Annotated in this window: 30 protein-coding genes; 12 read left to right on the forward strand and 18 right to left on the reverse strand. The window is 67.7% G+C overall.

The window, feature by feature from the left end; translation table 11 throughout:
• Nucleotides 1–7 precede the first annotated feature (7 nt).
• From ACIA6T_RS00260 to ACIA6T_RS00315, 12 genes are all read right to left on the reverse strand, one after another.
• Nucleotides 8–472 carry an RDD family protein gene (locus tag ACIA6T_RS00260; protein WP_399444337.1) on the reverse strand — a complete coding sequence of 155 codons (465 nt, stop codon included), beginning with the start codon at nt 470–472 and terminating at the stop codon, nt 8–10.
• Between the two features lie 4 nt (nt 473–476).
• A complete protein-coding gene (locus ACIA6T_RS00265; RefSeq protein ID WP_399444338.1) occupies nt 477–743 on the reverse strand; it encodes a hypothetical protein in 267 nt (88 codons plus the stop codon).
• On the reverse strand, nt 740–1591 hold the full coding sequence (locus ACIA6T_RS00270; RefSeq protein ID WP_399444339.1) for a hypothetical protein: 852 nt from the start codon (nt 1589–1591) through the stop codon (nt 740–742). The genes ACIA6T_RS00265 and ACIA6T_RS00270 overlap by 4 nt, the downstream gene beginning before the upstream one ends.
• A gap of 42 nt (nt 1592–1633) precedes the next feature.
• Nucleotides 1634–2671, reverse strand: coding sequence for a hypothetical protein (locus ACIA6T_RS00275; protein ID WP_399444340.1), 1038 nt, complete (start codon nt 2669–2671; stop codon nt 1634–1636).
• Between the two features lie 41 nt (nt 2672–2712).
• Nucleotides 2713–3795, reverse strand: coding sequence for a hypothetical protein (locus ACIA6T_RS00280; protein WP_399444795.1), 1083 nt, complete (start codon nt 3793–3795; stop codon nt 2713–2715).
• Nucleotides 3792–4463, reverse strand: a complete 672-nt coding sequence (locus ACIA6T_RS00285; protein ID WP_399444341.1) for a hypothetical protein — start codon at nt 4461–4463, stop codon at nt 3792–3794. Before ACIA6T_RS00285 ends, ACIA6T_RS00280 begins: the two co-directional genes overlap by 4 nt.
• 312 nt (nt 4464–4775) lie before the next feature.
• A complete protein-coding gene (locus ACIA6T_RS00290) occupies nt 4776–5702 on the reverse strand; it encodes a hypothetical protein (protein ID WP_399444342.1) in 927 nt (308 codons plus the stop codon).
• A gap of 120 nt (nt 5703–5822) precedes the next feature.
• A protein-coding gene (locus tag ACIA6T_RS00295; RefSeq protein WP_399444343.1) for an IS3 family transposase occupies nt 5823–7078 on the reverse strand; the annotation gives its coding sequence in 2 pieces (ribosomal slippage) (nt 5823–6796 and nt 6796–7078; 1257 coding nt in all).
• Between the two features lie 12 nt (nt 7079–7090).
• A complete protein-coding gene (locus ACIA6T_RS00300) occupies nt 7091–7447 on the reverse strand; it encodes a hypothetical protein (protein WP_399444344.1) in 357 nt (118 codons plus the stop codon).
• Nucleotides 7435–8109: a hypothetical protein gene (locus ACIA6T_RS00305; protein WP_399444346.1), complete on the reverse strand. Its 675-nt coding sequence runs from the start codon at nt 8107–8109 to the stop codon at nt 7435–7437. Before ACIA6T_RS00305 ends, ACIA6T_RS00300 begins: the two co-directional genes overlap by 13 nt.
• Nucleotides 8110–8350: 241 nt before the next feature.
• Complete coding sequence (locus ACIA6T_RS00310) at nt 8351–8917, reverse strand: transposase (RefSeq protein ID WP_399444796.1); 567 nt, start codon at nt 8915–8917, stop codon at nt 8351–8353.
• Nucleotides 8833–9429, reverse strand: a complete 597-nt coding sequence (locus ACIA6T_RS00315; RefSeq protein ID WP_399444347.1) for a transposase — start codon at nt 9427–9429, stop codon at nt 8833–8835. Before ACIA6T_RS00315 ends, ACIA6T_RS00310 begins: the two co-directional genes overlap by 85 nt.
• A 237-nt stretch (nt 9430–9666) precedes the next feature.
• Here ACIA6T_RS00315 and ACIA6T_RS00320 point away from each other — a divergent pair, with 237 nt between their 5' ends.
• A complete protein-coding gene (locus ACIA6T_RS00320) occupies nt 9667–10206 on the forward strand; it encodes a Uma2 family endonuclease (RefSeq protein ID WP_399444348.1) in 540 nt (179 codons plus the stop codon).
• Between the two features lie 148 nt (nt 10207–10354).
• On the forward strand, nt 10355–10954 hold the full coding sequence (locus tag ACIA6T_RS00325; protein WP_399444349.1) for a hypothetical protein: 600 nt from the start codon (nt 10355–10357) through the stop codon (nt 10952–10954).
• Between the two features lie 101 nt (nt 10955–11055).
• On the opposite strand, the gene ACIA6T_RS00330 is transcribed toward ACIA6T_RS00325, so the two are convergent.
• The 3 genes from ACIA6T_RS00330 to ACIA6T_RS00340 form a co-directional block, all read right to left on the reverse strand.
• Entirely contained in the window at nt 11056–11727 is a 672-nt protein-coding gene (locus ACIA6T_RS00330) for a hypothetical protein (RefSeq protein ID WP_399444797.1), read from the reverse strand.
• A gap of 162 nt (nt 11728–11889) precedes the next feature.
• Nucleotides 11890–12849 (reverse strand): hypothetical protein, encoded by a 960-nt coding sequence (locus ACIA6T_RS00335; protein WP_399444350.1) that lies wholly within the window; start codon nt 12847–12849, stop codon nt 11890–11892.
• A 7-nt stretch (nt 12850–12856) separates the two neighbouring features.
• Nucleotides 12857–13573 (reverse strand): hypothetical protein, encoded by a 717-nt coding sequence (locus ACIA6T_RS00340; RefSeq protein WP_399444351.1) that lies wholly within the window; start codon nt 13571–13573, stop codon nt 12857–12859.
• Between the two features lie 465 nt (nt 13574–14038).
• Here ACIA6T_RS00340 and ACIA6T_RS00345 point away from each other — a divergent pair, with 465 nt between their 5' ends.
• The 10 genes from ACIA6T_RS00345 to ACIA6T_RS00390 all read left to right on the forward strand — a co-directional run bounded on the left by ACIA6T_RS00345 (nt 14039) and on the right by ACIA6T_RS00390 (nt 21166).
• Entirely contained in the window at nt 14039–14764 is a 726-nt protein-coding gene (locus ACIA6T_RS00345) for a hypothetical protein (RefSeq protein WP_399444353.1), read from the forward strand.
• Between the two features lie 17 nt (nt 14765–14781).
• The gene (locus tag ACIA6T_RS00350; RefSeq protein ID WP_383613593.1) at nt 14782–15639 is read left to right on the forward strand and encodes a hypothetical protein; all 858 of its coding nucleotides are present in this window, start codon (nt 14782–14784) and stop codon (nt 15637–15639) included.
• On the forward strand, nt 15636–16943 hold the full coding sequence (locus tag ACIA6T_RS00355) for a CpaF family protein (RefSeq protein WP_399444354.1): 1308 nt from the start codon (nt 15636–15638) through the stop codon (nt 16941–16943). Before ACIA6T_RS00350 ends, ACIA6T_RS00355 begins: the two co-directional genes overlap by 4 nt.
• Before the next feature lie 55 nt (nt 16944–16998).
• Nucleotides 16999–17961, forward strand: a complete 963-nt coding sequence (locus ACIA6T_RS00360) for a type II secretion system F family protein (protein ID WP_399444798.1) — start codon at nt 16999–17001, stop codon at nt 17959–17961.
• Nucleotides 17962–17975: 14 nt separating this feature from the next.
• Nucleotides 17976–18887 carry a type II secretion system F family protein gene (locus ACIA6T_RS00365; protein ID WP_399444799.1) on the forward strand — a complete coding sequence of 304 codons (912 nt, stop codon included), beginning with the start codon at nt 17976–17978 and terminating at the stop codon, nt 18885–18887.
• Nucleotides 18888–18951: 64 nt separating this feature from the next.
• Nucleotides 18952–19203, forward strand: a complete 252-nt coding sequence (locus ACIA6T_RS00370) for a hypothetical protein (RefSeq protein ID WP_385045511.1) — start codon at nt 18952–18954, stop codon at nt 19201–19203.
• A 23-nt stretch (nt 19204–19226) separates the two neighbouring features.
• The gene (locus ACIA6T_RS00375; RefSeq protein ID WP_399444356.1) at nt 19227–19676 is read left to right on the forward strand and encodes a TadE family protein; all 450 of its coding nucleotides are present in this window, start codon (nt 19227–19229) and stop codon (nt 19674–19676) included.
• The gene (locus ACIA6T_RS00380) at nt 19677–20114 is read left to right on the forward strand and encodes a TadE/TadG family type IV pilus assembly protein (protein ID WP_385045516.1); all 438 of its coding nucleotides are present in this window, start codon (nt 19677–19679) and stop codon (nt 20112–20114) included. It abuts the gene before it with no gap.
• A complete protein-coding gene (locus ACIA6T_RS00385; RefSeq protein WP_399444357.1) occupies nt 20111–20578 on the forward strand; it encodes a pilus assembly protein TadG-related protein in 468 nt (155 codons plus the stop codon). The genes ACIA6T_RS00380 and ACIA6T_RS00385 overlap by 4 nt, the downstream gene beginning before the upstream one ends.
• Before the next feature lie 360 nt (nt 20579–20938).
• On the forward strand, nt 20939–21166 hold the full coding sequence (locus ACIA6T_RS00390) for a hypothetical protein (protein ID WP_399444358.1): 228 nt from the start codon (nt 20939–20941) through the stop codon (nt 21164–21166).
• A gap of 43 nt (nt 21167–21209) precedes the next feature.
• Here the strand turns inward: ACIA6T_RS00390 and ACIA6T_RS00395 are convergent, their stop codons facing one another.
• The 3 genes from ACIA6T_RS00395 to ACIA6T_RS00405 are packed head-to-tail and all read right to left on the reverse strand — an operon-like array spanning nt 21210 to nt 22557.
• Nucleotides 21210–21536, reverse strand: coding sequence for a hypothetical protein (locus ACIA6T_RS00395; RefSeq protein WP_399444359.1), 327 nt, complete (start codon nt 21534–21536; stop codon nt 21210–21212).
• Nucleotides 21533–21730: a DUF397 domain-containing protein gene (locus tag ACIA6T_RS00400; RefSeq protein ID WP_399444360.1), complete on the reverse strand. Its 198-nt coding sequence runs from the start codon at nt 21728–21730 to the stop codon at nt 21533–21535. The genes ACIA6T_RS00395 and ACIA6T_RS00400 overlap by 4 nt, the downstream gene beginning before the upstream one ends.
• An 8-nt stretch (nt 21731–21738) precedes the next feature.
• Complete coding sequence (locus ACIA6T_RS00405; protein WP_399444361.1) at nt 21739–22557, reverse strand: helix-turn-helix domain-containing protein; 819 nt, start codon at nt 22555–22557, stop codon at nt 21739–21741.
• Between the last annotated feature and the right edge of the window lie 50 nt (nt 22558–22607).

Consider the following 22607-nt stretch of genomic DNA (forward strand, 5'->3'; position numbering starts at 1 on the left):
CGGTAACTCAGGAACGCACTGCGCGGCGCACGATACGCATGCCCACCGCGTCTTGTTGCTCCACATTGCTGTCCGTTGCCAGATGGAGAGGAACGAAGACGATCAACCAGTAGAAGCCGAAGAGCCATCGCCCCACGAGACGGACGAATCCGGCACGGCCTCCGTCGGATGACCGGACGACCCGTAGGCCCGCGACCAACTTTCCGAGACTGGCTCTCGTCGCCAGCGTGAGCAGGACCTGGTTGGCGAAGGACAGGGCGATGATCGCTCCAGCCACGGGCCCCCAGAACCCAGGAGACGCCGGTTGCAGTTCCGTCACCCCGGAGCCTGCGGCCGTGCCGACGGCGACTGCGGCTCCCGCGACGCCACCACCCATGAGAGCGATGACGGCGTCCAGGGACACAGCGGCAAGACGACGTGCCTCGGATGGTGATGCGGTGACCCCGGAAGCGGCCTGGTTCCTGGCTGTCATCGGGCTAACTCCCGTTCGCCGTCTTCTTCTTGTCGGCTTCTTCCTGCTCCACCCGCTTCAGCGCACTGGCCATGGCGGCCCGTGCATCGGTCAGGGCTTTCTTGATCTCTTTCTTGTGCTTGGCGAACTCGCTGCGGAAACGCTCGCTCTTCGGCCCTTTCCAGGTGTCCTCTCCACAGAGGAGCTGCACGTTGTCGACGGCACGATCGAGCTCGTCCGCATACTTCTTGAGCTTGCGCAGGTCCTCTCGGCACTCGGCCTCCCGGTTCACTTCTCCTCCGGGCCGTCAGGAAGGGTGATGAGGCGCCTGATCATCCTGTTCAGAGTGGACTTGCCGACCGGGCGGGCCTCGATGCCCTTGGGCGCGTTCGGCTGTTCGACGAACACGGTCCAGAGTGCACGGTCCGTCGCGTACGTCGTCAGCAGAGGGCCGGGCGCATCGGAGAGGAGGACGATCTGTCCGACCACGAGGGCGGAATCGATTGCCTCGCCGAGGAGGCGTCCCACGTTGTCGTCGGCGATCTGCTGTGGCGTGAGCTGCTGGGTCCGGCCGTCCTTGTCCGCCACATCGAAGGGGTCCACGAGAAGCTGCACCACGTGAGCGGCGTCCTTCGCGGAGCCGGCGAGCGTGAATATGTGCAGGCCACCCGCGGTGACTCGCTCCACGAGGTAGAGATCCGCCGAGTGGATGTAGACGACGGCGTGGGTGACCCCGCCGGATGTGTGCTGCTCGACCACGAGCGCTCTGGACGCCGTGCGTCGCAGAGTCAGAGCGAGGCTCACCTCGGGAGTGATCCGCAGATCGAATCCGACACCGGAGGGAGTGTCCGCCGCGGCCTCGGCTGCCGCGTCCTGGGCCTGCCGTAGGACGGCATCCAGTTCATCGATGTTGGCTACCTCCACCACCTCTCGTGAGACGAGGGAGCGCAGTGCGGTGACGTAGGACCACTCCCGCTCCTGCGCGGAGAGCTCCGTGAGTCTCGGGGTGGGAGCGACGCACTCGTCGAGAGACTCCGGGTCGAGGACCGCTATCTCCTCGTCCGTGAGTCTCAGAAGGTGCTGGCTTCCGCCCTCAGCCAAAGCTTCCCCCAGGATCGTGCGAAATTCCTGGAGATCCATGTCGATTTTACGACTGTGCATGATTATTGATCCGATACTCGGTTACCAGAACTTGTATTTACGAATGGTGTTGGGGACCAGGTTCGTGACAGCGCTCTTGGCGCCGTTGACGATCTCCTCGGCTTTGTCCTTGGTCTCGCCTGCCCATTCAGTAGTGGCTTTCCATGCGTCCTTGGCGCCGGCTGTAATGTCATCGCCCCATTTGTCCCAGGCCCAACTGCCCAGGAAGTAGGCGCCGGTCACACCGAGAGCGACCCAGCCGACGACCGGTACCGCCGCCGCCACCGTCGCGGACGCGCCGAGCGCGGTGGCCATGCCGGCACCACCGAGCACGGCAACGGCGCCGGCTGCTTCGATGCCGCCCATGCCTCGGTCCACCCAGCCCTGTGCCCCCTGGTGGTCAGGGATGAACATCTGCTTCACGCCGTGCAGGACACTGAGAGGCAGGAGCACCCTACGGGCCAGCACTCCCGTCCCAGGCGCTTTCTGGAAAAGTTTCGAGGCGTAAGGGATCTTGAGGCGCATGGCGGTGTTACGCACCGCCTGCTGCCACTGCCAGGGTTCCTTGTACAGATTGCGCAGTCGTTGCGCCTGGAGAAGCTCCTTCAGCAACTCCCCGCGAGTGGCGCGGATGCGGGCAGCTTCCGATCCGAAGTACTTGTTCAGTTCATAAACGGCACGAGCCCCGTCGATGTTCTGCCCCTGTGCCCACATCTTGTACAGCCGGAGCGAGCCTTCGATCGCGGTGGGGATCTTGAGGAGCTTCAGAGGGGTCTTGATGTCCTTGAGTGTGCCGTCCTTGAACTCCTGCCAGGTCTCCAGCGCACCGGCCAGCCCGGCGAACGTCAGGACGGCCTCGGGGTCGTCCTGCGCGATGCCCAGGCGGCGCCGGATGTCCTTCGCCTCGTCGCTCGCCCATTGAGCTTTCTTGGGGAAGTCCGAGACTCCCTCGGCCGTGGCATTCCACTTGGCCAGAATGCCACTGATCAATCCTCCCTGAATGCTGAGGGTTCCGCCCATCACATCGACGGCAGCCCCGAGTTTGGGAGCCTGGACCTCGTCCATGCCCTTGAAGCCCACGACTACGCTCCTTGGTTGTACTGGAAATGCCCGGATGATATTCAGCGGTTGATGGCTTGGATTTCCTGGACGGTGACGTCCTGGTCGTTGCCGAAGGTGCCGTCAGGAAGGTCACCGCCGGCGCCGCCAGTTCCGGTCCAGGCGATCTCCCACGTGATGGTGGCCTGAAGGTTGTAGGTTCCGTTGCCGGAGGAGCGGAGGTAGGTGATTCCGCAGGGCGGGGTCCGGTCGGCCTTGCCCTTGGCGTAGGGCTCGCCGATGGAACCGTCGGCGTTGATGGTGCACTCGCCCGAGGCGGGGTAGGTCTCGGCGTCGTCGGTGCCCGGCTCCAGCTTGAGGGAGACCGGCTTGGCGGTCGTCGTGGCCTGGAGGGCGAAGCCGGGGACGGCGATGGACGCCGTGGCCTGGACCTCGTCGAAGACGGCCTTGTCGAGCCAGGCCCAGGTCGGCAGGTTGACCTTGGTGGTTCCCTCGGGCTTGAGACTGACCTCGGTGTCGGGCAGCTGCATGTGCTGGTAGGCGAGGGCGGCGAGTATCTCCGGGGTGATGGCCTCCTCGTACTGGGGTGGCGGGGCCTCGCCGTTGTCGACCCAGAAGGGGAGGTCGGTGCAGGAACTCCGCTTGAGGAGGTCGGGCTCGTTGGGGTTCTCGACACCGGCCCAGAACATCCCCTCGCCGTCCTTCTCGACGTTGTAGTCCTTGTAGCCGGGGGTGTCGGTCCAGCCGTAGTCGTCCTCGTAGTGGCGCTGCAACTCGTTGAGTGCCGCGCCCGCGTGGCCGCCCATGCCGGGCGCGTTCATCTGGCCTTCGATGTCCTTGGACATCTTTTTCTTGAAGTCCTTGGCACCGAGGTACGGGGCGTACCAGCAGGGCGGTGGCGTCCAGTTGACGTCGGCGGACGTCACATTGCCGGCGCCGCCGTTCTTGGCGACGGAGCCGGAGTACTGGATGCGGGCGGCGGCGTAGATGCCGGTTTCGTCGTTGCCGCCGGACTGTTCTGTGTTGGAGCCCTGGGTGTTACTCGGCTGCTCTCCCGCGTAGGCCGGTTCCGCGAAGGCGACGCCCAAGGCCAGTGTCAGGGCAGCCGCGCCGGTGCTGAGGGCCGTACGCCGTGACCTGATCACTGGCACTTCGCAGCCTTCCCCTCGACGTACACCTTGGACGCCTGCCACAAACCTTCACCAGTCGGGTACTTGACCATGATGATTTTGAAGTAGTCGAAGTCCGTGATGCTGGGCGTACCCTTCAGGACCTTTCCGGTCTTGACCTCTTTGGAGTAGAACTTGCTTGAGTCCACGCAGAACGCGACCTCCACCGAGTTGCCGTTCGACGCGGACCGGGTGGTCGCCTGGTAGTGGCGCCGGGTGCCGGTTGCCGTCCAGTCACCTTCGAGCCTGGCGTCGATCTGCGTCCTCGCGTACTTCAGGCCATCGCCCGTGGAGTAGGCGACCAAGGCGGCGTCCTCGGTCGTGCGCTTGTCGACGCCCCGGTAGATGGCGCGGACGTAGTTGGCCGCGTCTTCTATGGCCGCCGCCTCGTTCTCGTCCTCCGGCTTTTCCCAGTCGAAGACCAGGTTCATGTCCGCGGGCAGGGACACGTCCACGCCGTCCGGCTTGTCCTGTGCCGGTGCTCCCGAGGGATCCGCCGACTTGCTCGGCTTCTCCGTTCCCTGGTCGGCGCCGGCGATCTTGTCGCTGTCGCCGGACTTGTCGTCCCCACCTCCGCAGGCCGTCAGCATCAAGGTCGCGGTGGCGGCGAACGCGACGGCAACGGGCAAAGTGCGACGCTTCACAGTGGGCTCCCCGTGAGACGAAACGTTTCCAGTGCAGTGACGATATCGGTGGGGTTCTCGGTTTCACCAACGCGAACTGTCCAACAAACAGACCGAAACGACAGTTACCGGAAGCTTCGACGGAACACAGGGCGGGGAGCTGCTCCGCCTGCGCTGCTGTCGTGGTCTTCATCTCACACCGCCTTCTGCGAAGGCGGTGTGAGGAAGTGGTGACCGAGCCGGATCCCGTGCTCTGACCGCGCGAACGGGATGGCGTCCATGGGCGCTATCCCGTGTTGCGCCCGACCTCGGCAGGACGGTTCAAGGACGGGTTCACGAGCCTGATGGGCCCTCGTGGAGCCGTACGGTGGCGGCGATTTTCCGCACGGTCGCGTCCGGTACCTCGTCGGTCACGCCCTTGGCCCCGAAGAACGACCAGGAGACCAGGCCGCCTTCGGTGTCCTTGAAGGCGAATGTCAACGCTTTGCCCTTCGTTGTGCACTTCTTGGAATTTTCCACGCCTTCGGACCAGGCGGTGCCCAGAGTGCCTTCGATGCCGGAAGTGGTGGTGAACGGCTCCGCGGTGGCCGACTTCACCTTTGCCTCGTCGGGCTGGGCATACCGCCCGTACACCCAGGCTTTCGGGTCGGCGGCGGCTATTTCCTCGGTACTCCGGGCGTCGCTGTTGCGCCTGGAGCCCGCCGCGGCCAGCGGTGCGTGCTCCAGATCGCCGTTCCTGTCGTCGTCCGAGCTGCACCACTCTTCCTGGAGGAAGGCGGGGGCGCGCATCGCGATCAGCGGCTTGTCCTCCGGGTCGTCGTTCTCGGAGGCGTACGTGACCCAGTCGGTGGACTTGGGTGCCCACTGCGGCGGAACGTCGAACGCGATACCCGCACTCGGGTTCACCACGACCTTCCAGCCCTCGACCGTGGCGGTTTCGGTGTCTGTGTCCCGAGGGCTGCTGGAACTTCCCTGCGGCGAAGTGGGCTTGGTGGGACCCGGGCCCGCCTCGTTGTCCTTGCTGCCACCGAGCAGGGCGTAGCCGGTCACCGCCGCCGCGACCACGACAACTGCTGCTGCCATGACGGCGATGAGCTTGGTCCGGTTCCGGCCGCCGTCCATCGGTGGGGCCTGTGGCATGCCGGCCGGCTGCGTCGGCGCGTTCCACGGCTGGGGCTGCTGGTACGGGTTCGCCTGCTGCCCGGCCGAGGGCTGCTGCGGTTTTTGCCCGCCCCCAGGCGGCTGCTCTCCTGACCACATACGCCGAAACGATACGGTGGTCAACTCTGACGCGTGGCCGCGGGGTGAGGTTCCCTCTCTACTCGAGAGGGGCTGATCAGCTGGTCAGTGAACCGTTCCGGGTTCGGTAGAGACTTCAGATTATGGTTGTGACCTGGGGTTTCGGGGTTTCGGGGTTTCGCGGTAGTAGTTGGCCTCGTATTCGGCGGGTGGGATGTGCCCGATTTCACCATGAAGCCGGCGGTGGCAGTACCAGTCGATCCACTCGGCGGTGGCGAGTTCGACCTGGGAAAGGGTTCGCCAGGGCCGTCCGGGCTTGATCAGTTCGGTCTTGAACAAGCCGATCGTGGACTCCATGAGGGCGTTGTCGTAGGCGTCGCCAACCGAGCCGATCGAGGCCGCTATGCCGACGGCGTCCAGGTGCTCGGCGAGCCGGAAACTCGTATATTGCGACCCGGCATCGGAGTGATGTATCAACTCACCTGCCTGGTGCGGCTGTTCGTCGCGGTCGCGTTGCCACAGAGCCATGTCCAGGGCGTCCAGAACGAGCCTGGTCTCCTTCGACAAGGCAGCAGACCAGCCGACGATCCTGCGGGAGAAGGTGTCCACGACGAAAGCGACGTAGACCACTCCCGACCACGTGCTGATGTGGGTGAAGTCCGCGACCCAGCACCGGTTGGGGGCCGGCGCGACGAAGTTGCGGTCCAACAGGTCAGGCGCCCGCTCGACGGAGCCGTCCGGGATCGTGGTGATGATCTTTTTCCCGCGGACGGCACCGGTGATGCCGAGCTCGCGCATGAGGCGTTCGACCGTGCACCGGGCCACGATGTGGCCCTGGCGGTGCAGCTCACGCCAGATCTTCCTGGCCCCGTAGACACGGTAGTCGGCCTCGAAGATCTGCTGGATGAGCGGCTTCAGCTCGGCGTCGCGGACAGTGCGGGCAGACGGGGCCCAAAGTCGCTTGCGGTGGACGTAATAGGTGGAGGGGGCGATCTTGCAGTCGTGCTCGGTGAGCACACGGCAGATCGGCTCGACACCGCCGAAGCGGGCCCGGTACTCGTCGATGAACGCTACGAGCGTGTGTGTGGCCGGTCGAGCTCGGCCGCGAAGAAAGACGCCGCAGCCTTCAAGATGTCGTTCGCCCGCTTCAGCTCGGCGATCTCCTTCTTCATCGCCTTGATCTGAGCGGACTCCTCCGTGGTCGTCCCCGGCCGCTGCCCGGAATCGACCTCGTCGCGCCTGACCCAGTTCCGCAGGGTCTCGGCCGAACCGATGCCCAGCTTCTGGGCGACCGCTCGCAGCGCGGCCGACTCGTTCGGATAGTCACCACGGACCTCGGCGACCATACGGACCGCTCGTTTGCGCAGCTCAACGGGATAGGAGGAGGGACGTGCCATGACTCGATCCTTTCACGGAATCGAGTCTCTACCGAACCCGGAACGGTTCACACCGGAGATCTGCTTGTAACCGGACTCGGTCTCCTTGGCGAACTGCTTCGCAGTCCACTTGGGTGCCAGCCAGCATGCCGGGGGCGTCCAGGAACCTCCCGCGACCGTCACGGATCCGGCGGCGGGGCCGGAACCGTTCTTCGAGGTGTCGTACGAGATCGCCGTGGCCCTGGCGTAGAGGTCGTCGCCCTTGAGACCGGCATCGGTTTCCGTGCCCTTGTCGACGGGGCCGCCGGCGAACGCACTGTGCGCGGGTGCCAGGAGCAGAGTGGCTGCGAGGTTGATTGTGCACAGGCTGCGGTGGGTTACGCCTTGCACTGCGTGGCCTCCTTCTGGACCTCGATGGTGTCAGTGGTCCACAGGCCTTTTGCCTCCTGGGACGCCGTCATGACGATGTCGAAGAAGTAGTAGTCCTTGTCGCTCGGCTCGGTTTTGAGGATCTTTTTGGTCTTGACCTCTTTGCCGTAGAACTTCGAGTCGTCGTCGCAGAAGGAGACCGATGCGCGGCTGCCGTCGCCCGCCATCTCGACCTTGGCCCGCGTGTAGCGTTGGACTCCGGTGATGGTCCAGCCGCCGTCGACGTACTGCTGAATCTGCTTCTTCGCATACGCCTGGGCGCTGCCGCCGGGTGTGGAGTAGAACTTGTACCCCGCGTCCTCCGCGTCCTGTCGAACGATGCCGTAGTTGATGGCACGCACGAAGTTCTCCGCGTCGGTGAGTGCCGCTGCCTGCTTGGCGTCGGACGGCACGGCGCGGTCGAACTCCATCGTGAAGTCCGAAGGGAAGACCATCTTCGGACGCTTGATGTCCGGGGTGTTCTCGGACGTACTGGGCGATGTCGAGGGACTGGCGTTGCCGGTGTCGGCTCCGGCGATCTTGTCGCTGTTGTTCGAGCCGTCGTCTCCGCTGCCGCAGGCCGTCAGCAACAGGGCTGCTGTTGCGGCGAACGAGGCGGCAACGAGCAAAGTGCGGCGCTTCACAGTGAGCTCCCCGTGAGACAAAGGTTCAGTCAGGAGTACAGACGCTAGCCATGAGGTTGCTGGTTTCGCCAGAGCGAACCATCCCGAGAATCGGGGCATTTCGGTTGTTCGATGTCATTGTTGCGATGAGCTGTGTCCTGATTATGCCCAGGCGAGCGACGGGCCCGGACGTCTCGATGTGCTGCCTCCGGAGCCGTCGCTGTTCCTGTGAGTGCTTCCGCTCGTTACTGACTTCGGCTGGTCAAGGTGATGTGGGTTCGTCGAGGATCAGGCCGGTGCCGGCTATGAAGCCGTCGAGGGTGCCGGGCCGGTACTGAAGGCGCTTGAGCCGGTTACGGACGAGGGCTTCGAGCCGGTCGAGCGCGACCACGGCGAGGTTGGCCAGGCTGCGCTTGACGTGAGCCCATACCCACTCGACGGGGTTGAGGTCGGGCGAATAGGCGGGCAGCAGGAACACCGTCAGCCACTCACGCTCGTCGATCAGCTCGCGCATGGCGCGGGAGACGTGGGTGTTCAGCCGGTCCCAGACCAGCACGATCGGTGCCTTGACGAGCTGGTGGACGCCGTCGACGAGCGCGATGAAGTCCCGCTCGCCCATGCTGCGGCGTGCGCTGCTGCCCGCTCGGTGAGTGCGCAGACGGTGGCACAGCCGGGTGCGCGAGCCCGGCCGTATCGCGATCAGCCCGGCCACCGACAGACGCCCCGAGCGGCGCCCGCTGACGGTCACGACCGGGGTGCGCCCTCGCCGGCCCCAGGTGCGTCCCCGGGGCGGCTTCCGGGTGAACCCTGCTTCGTCCTCGAAGCAGATGTAGCCCCCGCAGGCCGCCCGGGCCCTTTTACCTCCGCCCAGGTCCCCTCCTTCCACGCGGTCACGGCCTGCTCGTCGCGCTCGGCAACCCTGCGTGCGGGCACCTGCGGACTGAAGCCGAGCCGGTGCATCAGCCTCGTGGCGCCGGAGACGCTGTAGGAGACGTGGAACTTTCTGCCGATCAGCGTGGCCACCCTCGAGGCGGTCCACACCTGGTCCTCCACCCAGCCGTGGGCAGCCGGGCCCTCATCGAGGTACGCGGCCAGTTTCTCCAGGCAGCGCGGGGACAGCCGGCAACGGGATCCGCTCGGGCCGCGGGAAGCAAGAGCTTCACGACCGCCATCCCGCCACAACTGGTGCCAGTGGTAAGCCGACTTCACGCTCACCCGCAGCCGCCGTGCGACCTCCGACGGCTTGATCTCCTGCTCGAACCACTCGGCCGCCTGCATCCGTACTGATTCACGGCGCCGACGTCCCGCAGGGGACAGCCCGCCCCCATCCGCATATCTCACACCACACGGATACAGCCGCCCACCCACACCCATCAGAGGCTTCGCAAAGATTCACCCCGACGAGCTGAAGTCAGTATGGCGCGGGCACGCGCACGGCGGGTACGTCAGCGAACAGGGGAGCGGTTCCACTCAGTCGCCGACCAGGAGCAGGAGTAGCCGGGCCGGCCGGTCGGAAGCCGCCCCCGTCCCGCCCCGGCCAGCCATAATGCCGGTAGGAGGTGAGCTGCCGTGTCAGTGATGAGCGAGCTGATCGAGCGGGGTGCCGTCCCCGAGGGGTACAAGGTCGAGGTGTTCGACGGCAGGGTGATCATGACGCCACAGAGTCCGGAGCAGGACTGGACCGTTTCCGACGTCAAGGACGCGGTCAAAGCCTCCGGCATCGCGCGGGAACGTGTCTTCGGTGACGTGCTCATCATGTTCCCCGGGGAGAACGACGCGGCGCCGGATCTGACGGTCGTCGACTTCGATGCCGAGCGCCGGAAGAACAGCTATTCGTGCCTCGACGTGCTGGCGGTGGTCGAGGTCCCGTCGGAACCGGAGGACGAGAAGGACTACGTTCGGAACGTCCGGAAGTACGGTCGCTTCGGGATCGACTTCTACATGATCGCCGACCCTTTCAAGACGATGGTCACCTTGATGTCGGAGCCGCACGCCTCGGGATACGGGCGGGTCGTCGAGGTCCCGTACGGCGAGCCGGTCAGTTTCACGCTGGCCACCGGGGAGCGGGTCGAGATCGACACAGGGACCTTCCCGACGCGTGATGCGGGGGGAGCGTGACCTCGGACCGGTGCCTGGGCTGCTGCGGGCAGTTGCGGCGATACCGCGCTCGTTAGGGTGATCCCTCGGACACGAGAAGTGTGACTGAGGGGGCGAGTGCCACGTGGCAGAGGGCATATCCGGGGCCGGTACGGGCGTCCGGTGGCGGGTGGATGCGATCCGTTGGCTGCTGTTCAGTCTGGTGTGTGCCGGTGGTTCGCTCGGGCTGTCCTGGGTCGGGCCGGTCGTGCCGTTGCCGAGTCTGTTGCGGGGAACGGGGCTGGCCCTCGCGATCCTGGTGCTTCCGCTGACCTCGCTGCTGGTGCCGTTGCTCATGCTGCGGCGGGTACCGCGCAAGCAGCGGAAGGTGGCGTGGCAGCTGTTCTTTCCGCTGCTGGCCGGGATTGCCATGGGAATATTCGGCAGCACCGCCGGTGACGAGGCCGCGCTGGCGGACCGGGGCGTGTGGGCCGACGCCGTGGTCGTACGCATGGAGGACACCGGGACCAACCGTTGCGACCTGCGTATGGTCGACGGCCGTGAGATCCCGCTCTCGCTCTCGGAGGGCGATGGCTGTGAGAACTGGGTGTCGAAGGGCGACAGGCTACGCGTACTGTACGACCCCGAAGGCGTCGCCAGCCCGACCGGGGACCCGGACAGTAGCTCGTACGGAGGGTTTCTCGGGTCCCTCTTCGCGCTGGCCGTCGTGATGGGTACCTGGGGTGGCGTGCGGCAGAGCAGATGGGATCGTGAGTACGACGGCAAGTGACCGGGCGACGGCCGGGGCGGCCCTGTTCTTCGGCACCGGGAGCACGCGGTGGCTCTCGCATCACATCGCGCCGGTGCTGAGGACCATACGTCGTGACCTGGTCATTGGCACTTCGCCGCCTTCGCCTCGACGTACACCTTTGACGCCTGCCACAGAGGTTCTCCGGTGGGGAGCTTGACCATGATGATCTTGAAGTGGTCGAAGTCCTCAAGCCTGGGCTCTGTCTTCATAACTTTTCCGGTCTTGACCTCTTTGCCGTAGAACTTGCTTGAGTCCACACAGAACGCGACCTCCACCGAGTTGCCGCTCGACGCGGACCGGGTGGTGGCCTGGTAGTGGCGCCGAGTGCCGGTTGCCGTCCAGTCGCCTTCGAGTCTGGCGTCGATCTGTGTCCTCGCGTACTTCAGACCGTCGCCTGTGGAGTAGGCGGTCAGGGCCGCGTCCTCGGTCGTGCGTTTGTCGACACCCCGGTAGATGGCGCGGACGTAGTTCGCGGCGTCGTCCATGGCGGCAGCTTCGTTCTCGTCCTTCGGCATGTCCCAGTCGAAGACCAGGTTCATGTCTGCGGGCAGGGACACGTCCACGCCGTCCGGCTTGCCCTGTGCCGGTGCTCCCGAGGGTTCCGCCGACTTGGTCGGCTTCTCCGCCCTCTGGTCGGCGCCGGCGATCTTGTCGCTGTCACCGGACGTGTCGTCCCCGCCTCCGCAGGCCGTCAGCATCAAGGTCGCGGCGGCGGCGAACGCGGCGGCAACGGGCAGAGTGCGGTGCTTCACAGTGGGCTTCCAGTGGGACAGAAGTGCGGTCAAGAACAATGACGGTATCGGTGCGGGCTACGGTTTCGCCGGGACGGTAGTCCCCGCGAAGTAGGTGGCTCGGTACGTCACACCAGTCGGGGCGGCTGGAGTGCTTCCTCGGCCCGCGAAGCGTCGGCTGTGTCAGTCGAAGCCTCCCTTGGGAAGCTCGAGTGTTCGCAATTCGACCCATCGGCCGAGCCGTTCGTTTCGCGATGCCAGCGTGAACAGGGCGACGAGCGCCGGAAGGCTGACCAATGACACGGCCCAGGCCGGGAAAAACCAGCCGAGTTGGGCCACGCACAGGCAGCAGAGCAGGAGGGCGGTCGCCGTGCGGGTGAGTGAGGCCGCGAGGCGGGTCGTCTCGGCGCGGGCTTCGGGGGCGCGCTGGAGGCGGGCACCGATCAGCATGCCCAGCGCGGCGCCCGCGTGGAAACCCCACAGGATGCCGCCCGGGAAGAACATCGCAAAGGAGCCGGCCCAGGGAAAGCTGAAGTTCCTGCCGATCAAAGCGCCGATGAAGACCCCGTTGAACACCCACGAAAGCAGTGCCACGGCGGCGAGATGGCTGCGTACCTGGCCGCCCGGAGTGTCACTGTCTTCTCCGGGCACCGGACGGAACACCGCTCCCGAGCAAGCCGCGCAGACCGGAGTGGCCAGCACCAGCATGGTCAACGCGCCGAGCAGGCCACCGCTCTTGCCCGGACCGCCGGGCGGTGGGAAGAGGCTTTGCACCTGCCAAACGGCGACCGCCACGAGCAGGACGTACAGCCAGTAGCTGGCCAGCAGTGCCCAGCCCGCCGCGATGCGCGCCCCGCGCAGGCGCGCCACCGGCGTCTGCAGCAGGCCGCCGACGGGCACGGCGAGCAGTGCCCAGGCGACGAGCACGCCTTCGGTGGCGCGGTCCTGAGCTCGGACCTTTTCGTAGAGGGCCGGCGATGAGGGCAGGCCGAGGGATTCGGGAGCCAGCGTCAGCACCAGAGCGAGCGTCAGTGAGACGATTCCGGCAGCCGTGCCCGTGGTGATCCGCAGAGCTCTGACGCGCTTGACGCGTGCTTCGGAGGAATCGGAGCCGAAACCCGAGCCCGTTCCTGTGGCGGTCATCGGTGCGTCAGCCCAGCTTCCCGTTCTGCGCCTTCACCACCGCAGGAGCCAGCTTCGCGTCGCTCGGTCTGGCGTTGGCGATGGCAGCGCCGTTGACCGAGAAGTAGACGCCGAGGACCTCGCCCGCGCGGACGACCTGGGTGTGCATGGTGTGCGGGGCGCCGCGGAAGGTCATCGTGGACGTGAAGCCGAGCGTCTCGTCGCCCGCCGGGGTGACGTCCTCCGGCGTGACGGAGTCGTACGCGCTGGTGCCGCCGCTTCCCTTGGCCGTGAAGCCGTCGCCGCAGGCCGCCACGGCCTTCTTCACGTCGGCCAGGGCGGACTGTGCCCCACCGGAGGCGTAGGTGGTGAGCGTGATGTAGGTGTGTGCGCTGTTCAGGCCCTTCGCCTCGTCCGCCAGCACGCGCGTGAGGTCGGCCTGTGGTTCGCCGAGCGGGAGCTGGTTGATCGCGTACGCCAGGGGGGCGCAGGCCGGCTTGTCGAGGGTGACGTCCTCCGGCGACTTGGCGAGGGCGAACTTGTCACTGTGCTCCTGCACCGAGAAGCCCTTCACGTCGGTGGGCGCGACCATGAGTTCGGCCAGCTTCTCGGCGGGGGTGGGCCGCTTCGACTGGGAGGCGGAGGGGCGGGGTTCGCCCGTCGCCTTGTCCGACTCATCCTCCCCGCCGCACGCGGTGAGCGACAGCACGGTGAGCAGGGACAGGGCTGACGCGGTGCGGTTCAAGTCAAGCTCTCCTCAAAGTGTTTGCGCGGTGTCGTCCCGTACGTCCCGGCACCGGTCCGGGCGAAGATCATGGCATGGCCGTCCGGCTCCCCCGTGAGTGAATCGTGCAGGGCTCATGTGCGGTGCGTGATGAGCCGTATGTCCTCCGTGGCCGGCGGGATGGCTCGGCGGTTCGCTTCCGCACAGGTGGTCGGTCGGTCTCAACTGGGTTGTTCAACAGTGAAATTGCAGATCAGTAACGGTGTGCGCGGTGGGGTGCGTGAGACGGACTCCGCCTTGAGGGGCTTATGTGTGGCTGATACGGTGCGATGGCTTGACACTCACCCCCAGCGTTGGCTATTCGCCCGGTTCGGGCGGGTGGGTCCAACCCGTCGCGCATGTCCGTGCGTGAGCGGACGTGGGTGAAGTATCCGGAATTTCAGGGAACTTGGCAGACATCGTCTTGGGTGTACGGGGAGCGGTTGCGTGAAGATCCAAGAGCGTACGGGGGCGGGCGCCGGCCGTTCCGCCGCACCGGCCGGGCCGGCGGTCGGTGACCGGCTTCCCACTCCGCCCCGCGAGCGCAAACCGGCGCTGGCCGCGCTGGCGGTGCTGCTGATCCTGGTCGGTGCGCTCGGTGCCACGATGCTCGTGCTGCAGGTCGGGGAGCGGATCGAGGTCATCAAGATCACCAAGGAGATCCCGGCCGGGCAGAAGGTCACCGATGCCAACACCACGTCGGTCATGGTCGCCGAGGACCCGGGCATCCACTACGTCGAGTACAACAGGCTCGACGCCCTCAAGAAGTTGAAGGCCGTCAGCACGATCCCGGCCGGTGTCGTCGCCGTCGGTGAGATGTTCGGCGAGGAGGCCAAGGTCCCCTCGGGCAAGGCCCTCGTCGGGCTCTCCCTCAAGGAGGGGCAGTACCCGGCCGGTCTGGAGAACGGGGACGCCGTCGCCGCCTACCGCGTCGGTGGTACCTCACGCTCCGACTCCGACGCCGACAGCGGTTCCTCCGGCTCCACCGGCGGTGGCAACACCCTGATCGTGGACGAGGCGCGGGTGAACTCCGTACCGGCGGAGCAGAGCGGTGACATCGTCAGCAGCACCAACAAGGCAGTGACGCTGCTCGTCGACAACGCCGACGCCGCGGCGCTCACCCAGGCCGCCTCCAACGGCGAGGTGGCACTCGTCCTCGTTCCTGGCAACTAGAAGGCGGCACCCGACCCATGGCCCTCATCGCCCTCGCCGCCGACAAGGGTTCCCCCGGCGTCACCACCGCGGCCGTCGCCCTCGCGGCGGTCTGGCCGCGGCGGGTGCTGCTCGCCGAGACCGACCCGGCGGGCGGTGACCTCGTGTACCGCAGCGCCGCCGCGCACGGCGGGCCGCTGAACCCGAACACCGGGATGCTGTCCATCGCCGCGACCGCGCGGCGCGGGCTCGTGCCCGACCAACTCTGGGACCATGTCCAGCCGTTGAGCGGCGGGCTGGAAGTGCTCGTCGGGCTCGGGATCGCCGAGCAGGCCGCCGGGCTCGCCGGGCTGTGGCCGACGCTCGGGCACGCCTTCGCCTCGCTCGCCGACTCCCCGCACGCGCCCGCCGACGTCATCGCCGACTGCGGGCGGATCAGCGGGGACACCCCGGCCGTGGAGCTGTTCCCGCACGCCTCCCTCGTCCTGCTCGTCTCGCGCACCGAGCCGGAGGCGCTCGCACGGGTACGGGACCGGGCCGCCGCGCTCGCGGGCAAGCTGCACGGCGGGCCGCGCGGTGCCGCGACCCTCGGCAACCCGGTGATCGGCGTCGTCCTCGTCGCCGACACGGGCAACGCGGCCAAGCTCGCCTCCCAGGTCAACGACATGCTCGTACACGCGCAGACCGGTGCCCGGGTGGTCGGCACCCTCGCCGACGACCCGGCCGGTGCCGAGCAGTTGGCCGGGCGCAGGCGCGGGCGGCTCGACAAGTCGCTGCTGATCCGTTCGGCGCGCAAGGTGACGGCCGACGTGTACCAGCAGTACGGCGCCGCGTGGGCGGCCCAGGCGCAGGCGCAGGTTCAGCAGCCGCCCCAGGCGCACGGGGCCGGGCGATGACCGCTGTCGACCATCAGCTGGTCAAGCGGTTCCGTCAGGACGCCGGCGACCGGATCGCCGAACAGCGCCGCCTCGACCAGGTCAACGGCGTCACGCCGATGTCCACCGAGGACGAGCGGCAGTACGCCCGTGCCGTCATCGCCCAGATACTGGAGGAGTACGCCCGCGCGGAGATCAACGCGGGCCGTACGCCGCTGGACGCCGAGACCGAGGAGCAGTACGCGGCCGCCGTGCACGCCGCCTTGTTCGGGGTCGGGCGGCTCCAGCCGCTGCTGGACGACCCCGAGGTCGAGAACATCGACATCAACGGCTGCGACCAGGTGTTCGTCGGCTACTCGGACGGGCGCGAGGTGCGCGGTGACGCCGTCGCCGAGACCGACGAGGAGCTCATCGAGCTGATCCAGGTGCTGGGCGCGTACTCCGGTCTGTCGTCCCGGCCCTTCGACTCCGCCAACCCCCAGCTCGACCTGCGGCTGCCGGACGGTTCGCGTCTGTCGGCCGTCATGGACGTGACGCGGCGGCCCGCGCTGTCCATCCGGCGTGCGCGCATGGGCAAGGTGTTCATCTCCGACCTCGTCGGCAACGGGACGCTGACCCCCGAGCTCGGCCACTTCCTCGCCTGCGCCGTCCGCGCCCGCAAGAACGTCATGATCGCGGGCGCGACCAACGCCGGCAAGACGACCCTCCTGCGCGCCCTCGCCAACGAGATCCCGCCGCAGGAGCGGCTCATCACCGTCGAGCGGGCGCTGGAGCTCGGGCTCGACACGTTCCCCGACCTCCACCCCAACGTGGTGGCGTTCGAGGAGCGGCTGCCCAACTCCGAGGGGCAGGGCACCATTTCCATGGCGGAGCTGGTGCGCCGGTCGCTGCGCATGAACCCCTCCCGCGTCATCGTCGGTGAGGTGCTCGGCGACGAGATCGTGACCATGCTGAACGCGATGTCCCAGGGCAACGACGGTTCGCTGTCCACGATCCACGCCAACAGCTCCAGCGAGGTCTTCAACCGTATTTCCACCTACGCCCTGCAGGCGACGGAACGGCTGCCCATCGAGGCCAGCCAGATGCTGATCGCGGGCGCCGTGAACTTCGTCGTGTTCATCCAGCGGCGCAACGAATACCAGAGCGGCGGCCGCCTCCAGCGCATGGTCACCTCCGTGCGCGAGGTGAACGGCGTCGACGGACGGGTGCTGTCCAGCGAGGTGTTCGCGGAGGCCCCCGACGGGCGGGTCACCGCGCACGCCCCCATAGCCTGCCTGGAGGAACTGATGGCCTACGGCTACCGGCCCAGCGGAATGTGGGGGTGAGCCGGTGAGCACCTCCACCACCACCCCGCTGGCCGCGCTCGACTCGCTCGGCGCCATGGGCGGACTGTTCTCCACCACCGTCCTGTACGCGCTCGCGTGCGGTGTCGCCGTCGGCGGCGGACTCGCCCTGCTCGCCGTCGCCGTACGCGGACTGCCCGCCAAGCCCGAGCACGAGAAGCAGAAGGCGAGCGAGCGGGCGAACGAGCTGGTCCGGTTCGCCGGCCGGCGCGGCTCCCTCGCCGCGATCGTCGGCCTCGCCGTGCTGCTGCTGACCCGCTGGACGGTCGCCGGCATCGCCGCCGCCGTCCTCGTCTTCTTCTGGGACCGCCTCTTCGGCGGGGCCGGGGAGGAGAAGGCCGCGATGCGGCGCGTGGAGGCGCTGGCCTCCTGGACCGAGTCGCTGCGCGACACCATCGCCGGCGCGGTGGGCCTGGAGCAGGCCATCCCGGCGTCCGCGCGGGCCGCCGCGCCCGTGCTGCGCCCGCACCTCGACGCGCTCGTCGACCGGCTGCGCTCCCGCACCCCGCTGGCCGAGGCGCTCCAGCAGCTCGCCGACGAGATCGACGACGCCTCCGCCGACATCATCGTCGCCGCCCTCATCCTCAACGCCCGGCTGCGCGGACCCGGTCTGCGGCAGGTGCTGGGCGCGCTCGCCAAGTCGGCGCGCGAGGAGGTCGACATGCGGCAGCGCGTGATGGCGCAGCGCGCCTCCACCCGGCGGTCCGTGCAGATCGTCGTCGCCGTGTCGATCGCGTTCGTGCTCGGACTGTCCGTCTTCAACCGGGAGTTCGTCGAGCCGTACGGCACGGCGGTCGGGCAGCTCGTACTGGCCTGTGTCTGCGCTCTGTTCGCGCTCGGCTTCTGGTGGCTGCGCAAGCTGTCCACCATCGAGACGCCCGAACGGTTCCTGGTGCGTGACGAGTCGGGGGTGCGGTTGGTGCGTCCGCGTACGCCCGGTGCCGCACCGGCCGCCCAGCAGCAGGCGCCGCTCCAGCCGGAAGAGGGGGTACGCCGGTGAGCGACCAACTGACGATGCCGGTCGTCGTCGGCGCGGTCATCGGACTGGGCATCTACGTCCTGGTCCGCGCGCTGATGCCGACCAAGCGCAGTGCGATCTCCCAGGTCGCCCGGATCGACGCCATGCGGGCGCGGGGAACGGCGTACGGGTCGGCGCGGACGACGGCGCAGGACACCGGCCGTCTCGGCTCGCTGCGGGCCGGAGTGGGCGTGCGGATCGCGGAGTTCTACCTGCAGCAGGGGTGGGAGCAGCGCTCGCTGCGCGCGGACCTCGCCGTCCTGGACCGCAGCTGGGAGAAGTTCCTGGCGACCAAGGTGCTGCTGTCGGTCGCGGGTCTGTTCTTCGGCCCGTTCCTCTTCGCCATCGTCTGGACGCTGGCCCTGGCCGACAGCCCGGTCATCCCGGTGTGGATGGCCCTGCTGTGCGCGGCGCTGTTCTTCTTCCTGCCCGACCTGGAGGTGCGCCGGGACGCCGCCGAGAAGCGGCGCGACCTGCGCCGGGTGATCGGTGCGTACCTGGACCTGGTGTCGATGAGCCTGGCCGGCGGGCGGGGCCTGCCGGAGGCGCTGATGGCGGCGGCCGAGGTGTCCGACGGCTGGGCGACGCAGCGCATCCGCAACGCCCTCGCCGACGCCCGGATCACCGGCATCAGCCAGTGGCAGGCGCTGGGGCAGCTCGGGGAGGAGCTGGGCGTGGAGGAGCTCAAGGACCTCTCCGCGTCGCTGGCGCTCGTCGCGGACGACGGCGCCAAGGTGCGCGAGTCCCTCGCCTCCCGCGCCGAGACCATGCGGCACCGCGAACTCGCCGAGATCGAGGGCAGTGCGGGTGAGAAGTCCCAGTCGATGCTCGTGGCGCAGCTGCTGCTGTGCGCGGGGTTCCTCGTGTTCCTGATCTTCCCTGCGGCGATGCGGGTGTTCCAGGTGTGAGAACCGCGGACCGTGAGCCGTACGTCAGAACTCCCGTGAACCGAATTCGAGAGGACAACGCGTCATGAACGGACGTACCTTCCACACCGGCATCCCCGCCGTGGACTTCCTGGTCACCTTCATGCGGGCCCGCGTGGAGCGCGCCCGCTCCGGCGAACTGGACCGCGGTGCCTCCGCGGTGGAGTGGGTCATCATCTCGGCGGTCGTCGTGGCGATCGTCGGCGTGGTGGCCGCGATCATCAACGCCGCGCTGAGCGAGGGCGCCAACAAGGTCGGCGACTGCATCAAGGGCGCCCAGGCGAGCGGCACCTGCTGACGGCCGTCACTTCTCTCACGGGGATGTCGGTGCGCGTACGCCGCTGGGTACGCCGACGGGTGGAGGCCGCCTCCGCCCGCGGCGATTCCGGCATGACCGCGATCGAGTTCGTGTTCCTCACGCCGGTCCTGTTCTTCATGATCTTCGCGACGGTGCAGTTCGCGCTGTACTTCTTCGCCGATCACGTCGCCCAGGCGGCGGCGCAGGCGGGTGCGCGCAAGGCGCGTGCCACGGCGGACGCCCAGCCGGGCGGCTGGCGGGGCGAGGCGCGGGGTGTGGTGGACAGCTACATCCGGCAGCTCGGCCCGCAGCTGGTGCTGGGCCCCGACGTGCGGCTGCTCCAGCCGGAGCAGGACACGGTGGGCGTGGAGATCACGGCCCGCGTCCCGACGGTGTTCCCGGGCCTGGACCTGACGGTGCACGCGCAGTCGGTGGGGCCGGTGGAGCGGTTCGTGCGGGAGGGGGAGAACTAGATGAGGTTTCCCCTGGGGGACGGGGGCGTCGTGCGGTCGGACGACGACCGGGACCGGGGCCTGTCGACCGTCGAGGTGGTCATCCTCGCGCCGGTGATGATCCTGTTCATCCTCGTCCTGGTGGCCTTCGGGCAACTGGTCGACGGGCGCGGCGCGTTGGACGGAGCGGCACGGGACGCGGCCCGCGCGGGCTCGATCCAGAAGGACCACGGTACGGCGATGGCGGAGGCGCGGGCGGCGGCGGAGGCCAACCTCGCGGACGTCTGCTCCGGTCCGGTGAGCGTCGTGCAGACCAGCCAGGGCTTCGAGCCGGACACCATCTTCACGGTCGAGGTGAGCTGCGAGGTGCGGGGTCTCGCCATGCTGGGCCTGGACATCCCGACGACCCTGAACGCGAGCTTCAGCTCGCCGCTGGACCCGTACCGGAGGACGGCGTGAGAGCGGCAGCACGTGTGAGGGCGTGGGTCTCGGACCGCGGTACGCGGCTGGACGACCGCGGCTCGGGTGCCGGCGCGGTCATCATCTTCGCGCTGGTCTTCCTCTCCCTGGCTGCCTTCGTCATCGACGGCGGGATGTCCATCTCCAAGCGGGAGCGTGCGGCGGACATCGCGGAACAGGCGGCCCGTTACGCCGCCCAGGACATCGACCGCGAGGCGCTGTACGACGACGTGGGCGGCCCGGCGCCGATCAACCACGAGAACTGCGACGCCCGGGTGAAGGCGTTCGCCCGCGAGATGGGCATGTCCGGCCCGGACATCGCGGCGACGCACTGCGTGGCGGCGACAGTGGAGGCGGTGGAGGTCGAGGTGCAGCTGACGTACGCGCCGGTCTTCACGGGCGTGTTCTACGGCGGGGACGTGGTGGTGCGCGGGCAGGCGGTCGCGGAGAACGAGGTCGGCTGAGGCCGCGGCCGGCGCCGTCGCCAAACCTTCCACGGACCTGCACACCGTTCACCGCGGGGCCGCACGGGAAAGGGACGGAGCGCGCGGATCGGTCCGGATGCGGGGAGCGTGCCACCGGAGGCCCTCCGTAACCGGTGGGTAGCGTGAAGGCGCGGGCCTTTTCCATGACCGCATTCCCATATTCGTGGATTCGACGGCGCGGCGGGGGTGCGCGTCGGTCGTGCGCCGCTGGTCGGCCGTTCCACGGCGTGCTTGGATCAGTGCGCGGCTCCCGATCCCATTGCTCCGGATTCCCCTCACTCCGGATTTCGGGTGTGCCTTTCCGCTCCCATTCGTCGAAACAGAAGGGAAAGACCTGTCATGAACTTCGTCCCCCAGGTCGAAACCGCCGAGATCTCCGACGCGGACCTGGACAGCGTCTCCGGTGGCCAGTCCGTCTCCGCCGGCGTCGACGCCGGTGTGGCCGTCGTCGCGGACCACGGTTCCGTCGGTGTGGGCGTGTACGCCGAGGCGGGCCCCCTCTGCGTCTCCGCCGGTCTCGGCGCCTCGGTGGGCCACGCGGGTGCCGTGCGCACCACGATGCTCTGAGTTTTCTCCCGGGCCCCGGTCTGTTCGCAGGCCGGGGCCCGGCTCATTTCTTCTCGCGCTTGTCCTCGACCTTCATCTTCTCGTTGACCTGCTTGGTGAGTTCGTCCTCGAGCTTCTTGAACTCGCGGACCACGGCGTCGGACATGCCGGCGAGCGCGTCGAGCTGCTGGGTGATGTCCTCGCGGCCGTCCTCCCAGTTGGACTCGAAGTCGGAGAGCGCGTCGTTGACGCCGCCGTCGCCGATGTCGTCCCGGTAGGACTCGAAGAGCTTCTTGGTGTGGTTCATCCGCGTCTTGAGGGACCGCAGGCGGCGCCCGTAGTCCTCCATCTCGGTCAGCGGAAGCGCGAGGTCGCTTTTCCCTTTGCTCATGCCGGTGCACCACCTGACTTGAGGGCTTCGATGAAGGCGTGGAAAGCGGGGGCGGGGAAGGAGAGGGGGGCGCGGGTGGGGTGTTTGGAGTCGCGTATGGCGATTCGGGTGCGCAGCGGTGCGATCTCCACGCAGGTGTTGCCGTCGCCGCCGCCGGAGAACGAGGACTTCCGCCAGTGCAGGGGCTCGGTCATGACTCGTCTCACAGCTCCTTCGTCAAGTGGTGGATGAAATCCAGCGAAGCTGCGGGGTCCAGCGACGCCCTTTTTGCTTTACGGAACAGTGTTCGAAGCTGATTCAGTTGAGGTTCTGCGTCGATGAAGGCGGTCCCGGTGGGGAAGTCCCGCAGCACGGTGTCCAGTTGGGGCACAGGACCGCATGCGTGCATCATCGAGGCGTCGGCACCGGCGAAGCCGTCCTGGTTGGTGGGGATGACGCGTACGGCCGCGTGACCGTCCTCGATCTGCGTCAAGATCTGACGGAGTTGCGCCTGGGCCACCCGACGGTCGGCCACGCGGACCCGGAGGGCGAACTCGTGGATGATCGTCTCGTACGGTGTCGGGTCGTCACCCTCGATCACGGCGCGCCGCCTCATCCGGTGTTCCACGCGAGGCGCCAGTTCGCTCTCGGATAGGCCCGGCATCATGTAGGTGTACACCGCGCGGGCGTAGTCAGCGGTCTGAAGCAGCCCGGGAACGTGCGTGACCACGATCTCGCGCAGGGCCGTGGCATGGTGCTCGACCTCGGCAGTGTCCAAGAACACCGGGGGCAGCACTCCCCGGTACTCCTCCCACCATCCGTGGGTGCGGTCGGTGGCCATCGTGGCGAGTGCGTCGATCAACCCCTCGTCCGTGCAGGCGTAGTGCGCCGCGAGGCGACGTACCCGCTTGGCGCTCACACCGGCGACGCCGGACTCGATCTGACTCATCTGCACGGAGTCGGCGCCGAGCAGCTCCGCGGCCTCTCTCGACTTCATGCCCATCGCCTCGCGCAGTTTGCGCAGCTCGGCACCCAATCGCACCCTGCGGGCCGTGAGATGTCTCTTCGGTGGCAACCCATGCCTCCTGGTCT

This window comes from Streptomyces sp. NPDC051740 (assembly GCF_044453165.1).
Classification (GTDB): Bacteria; Actinomycetota; Actinomycetes; order Streptomycetales; family Streptomycetaceae; genus Streptomyces; species Streptomyces atrovirens.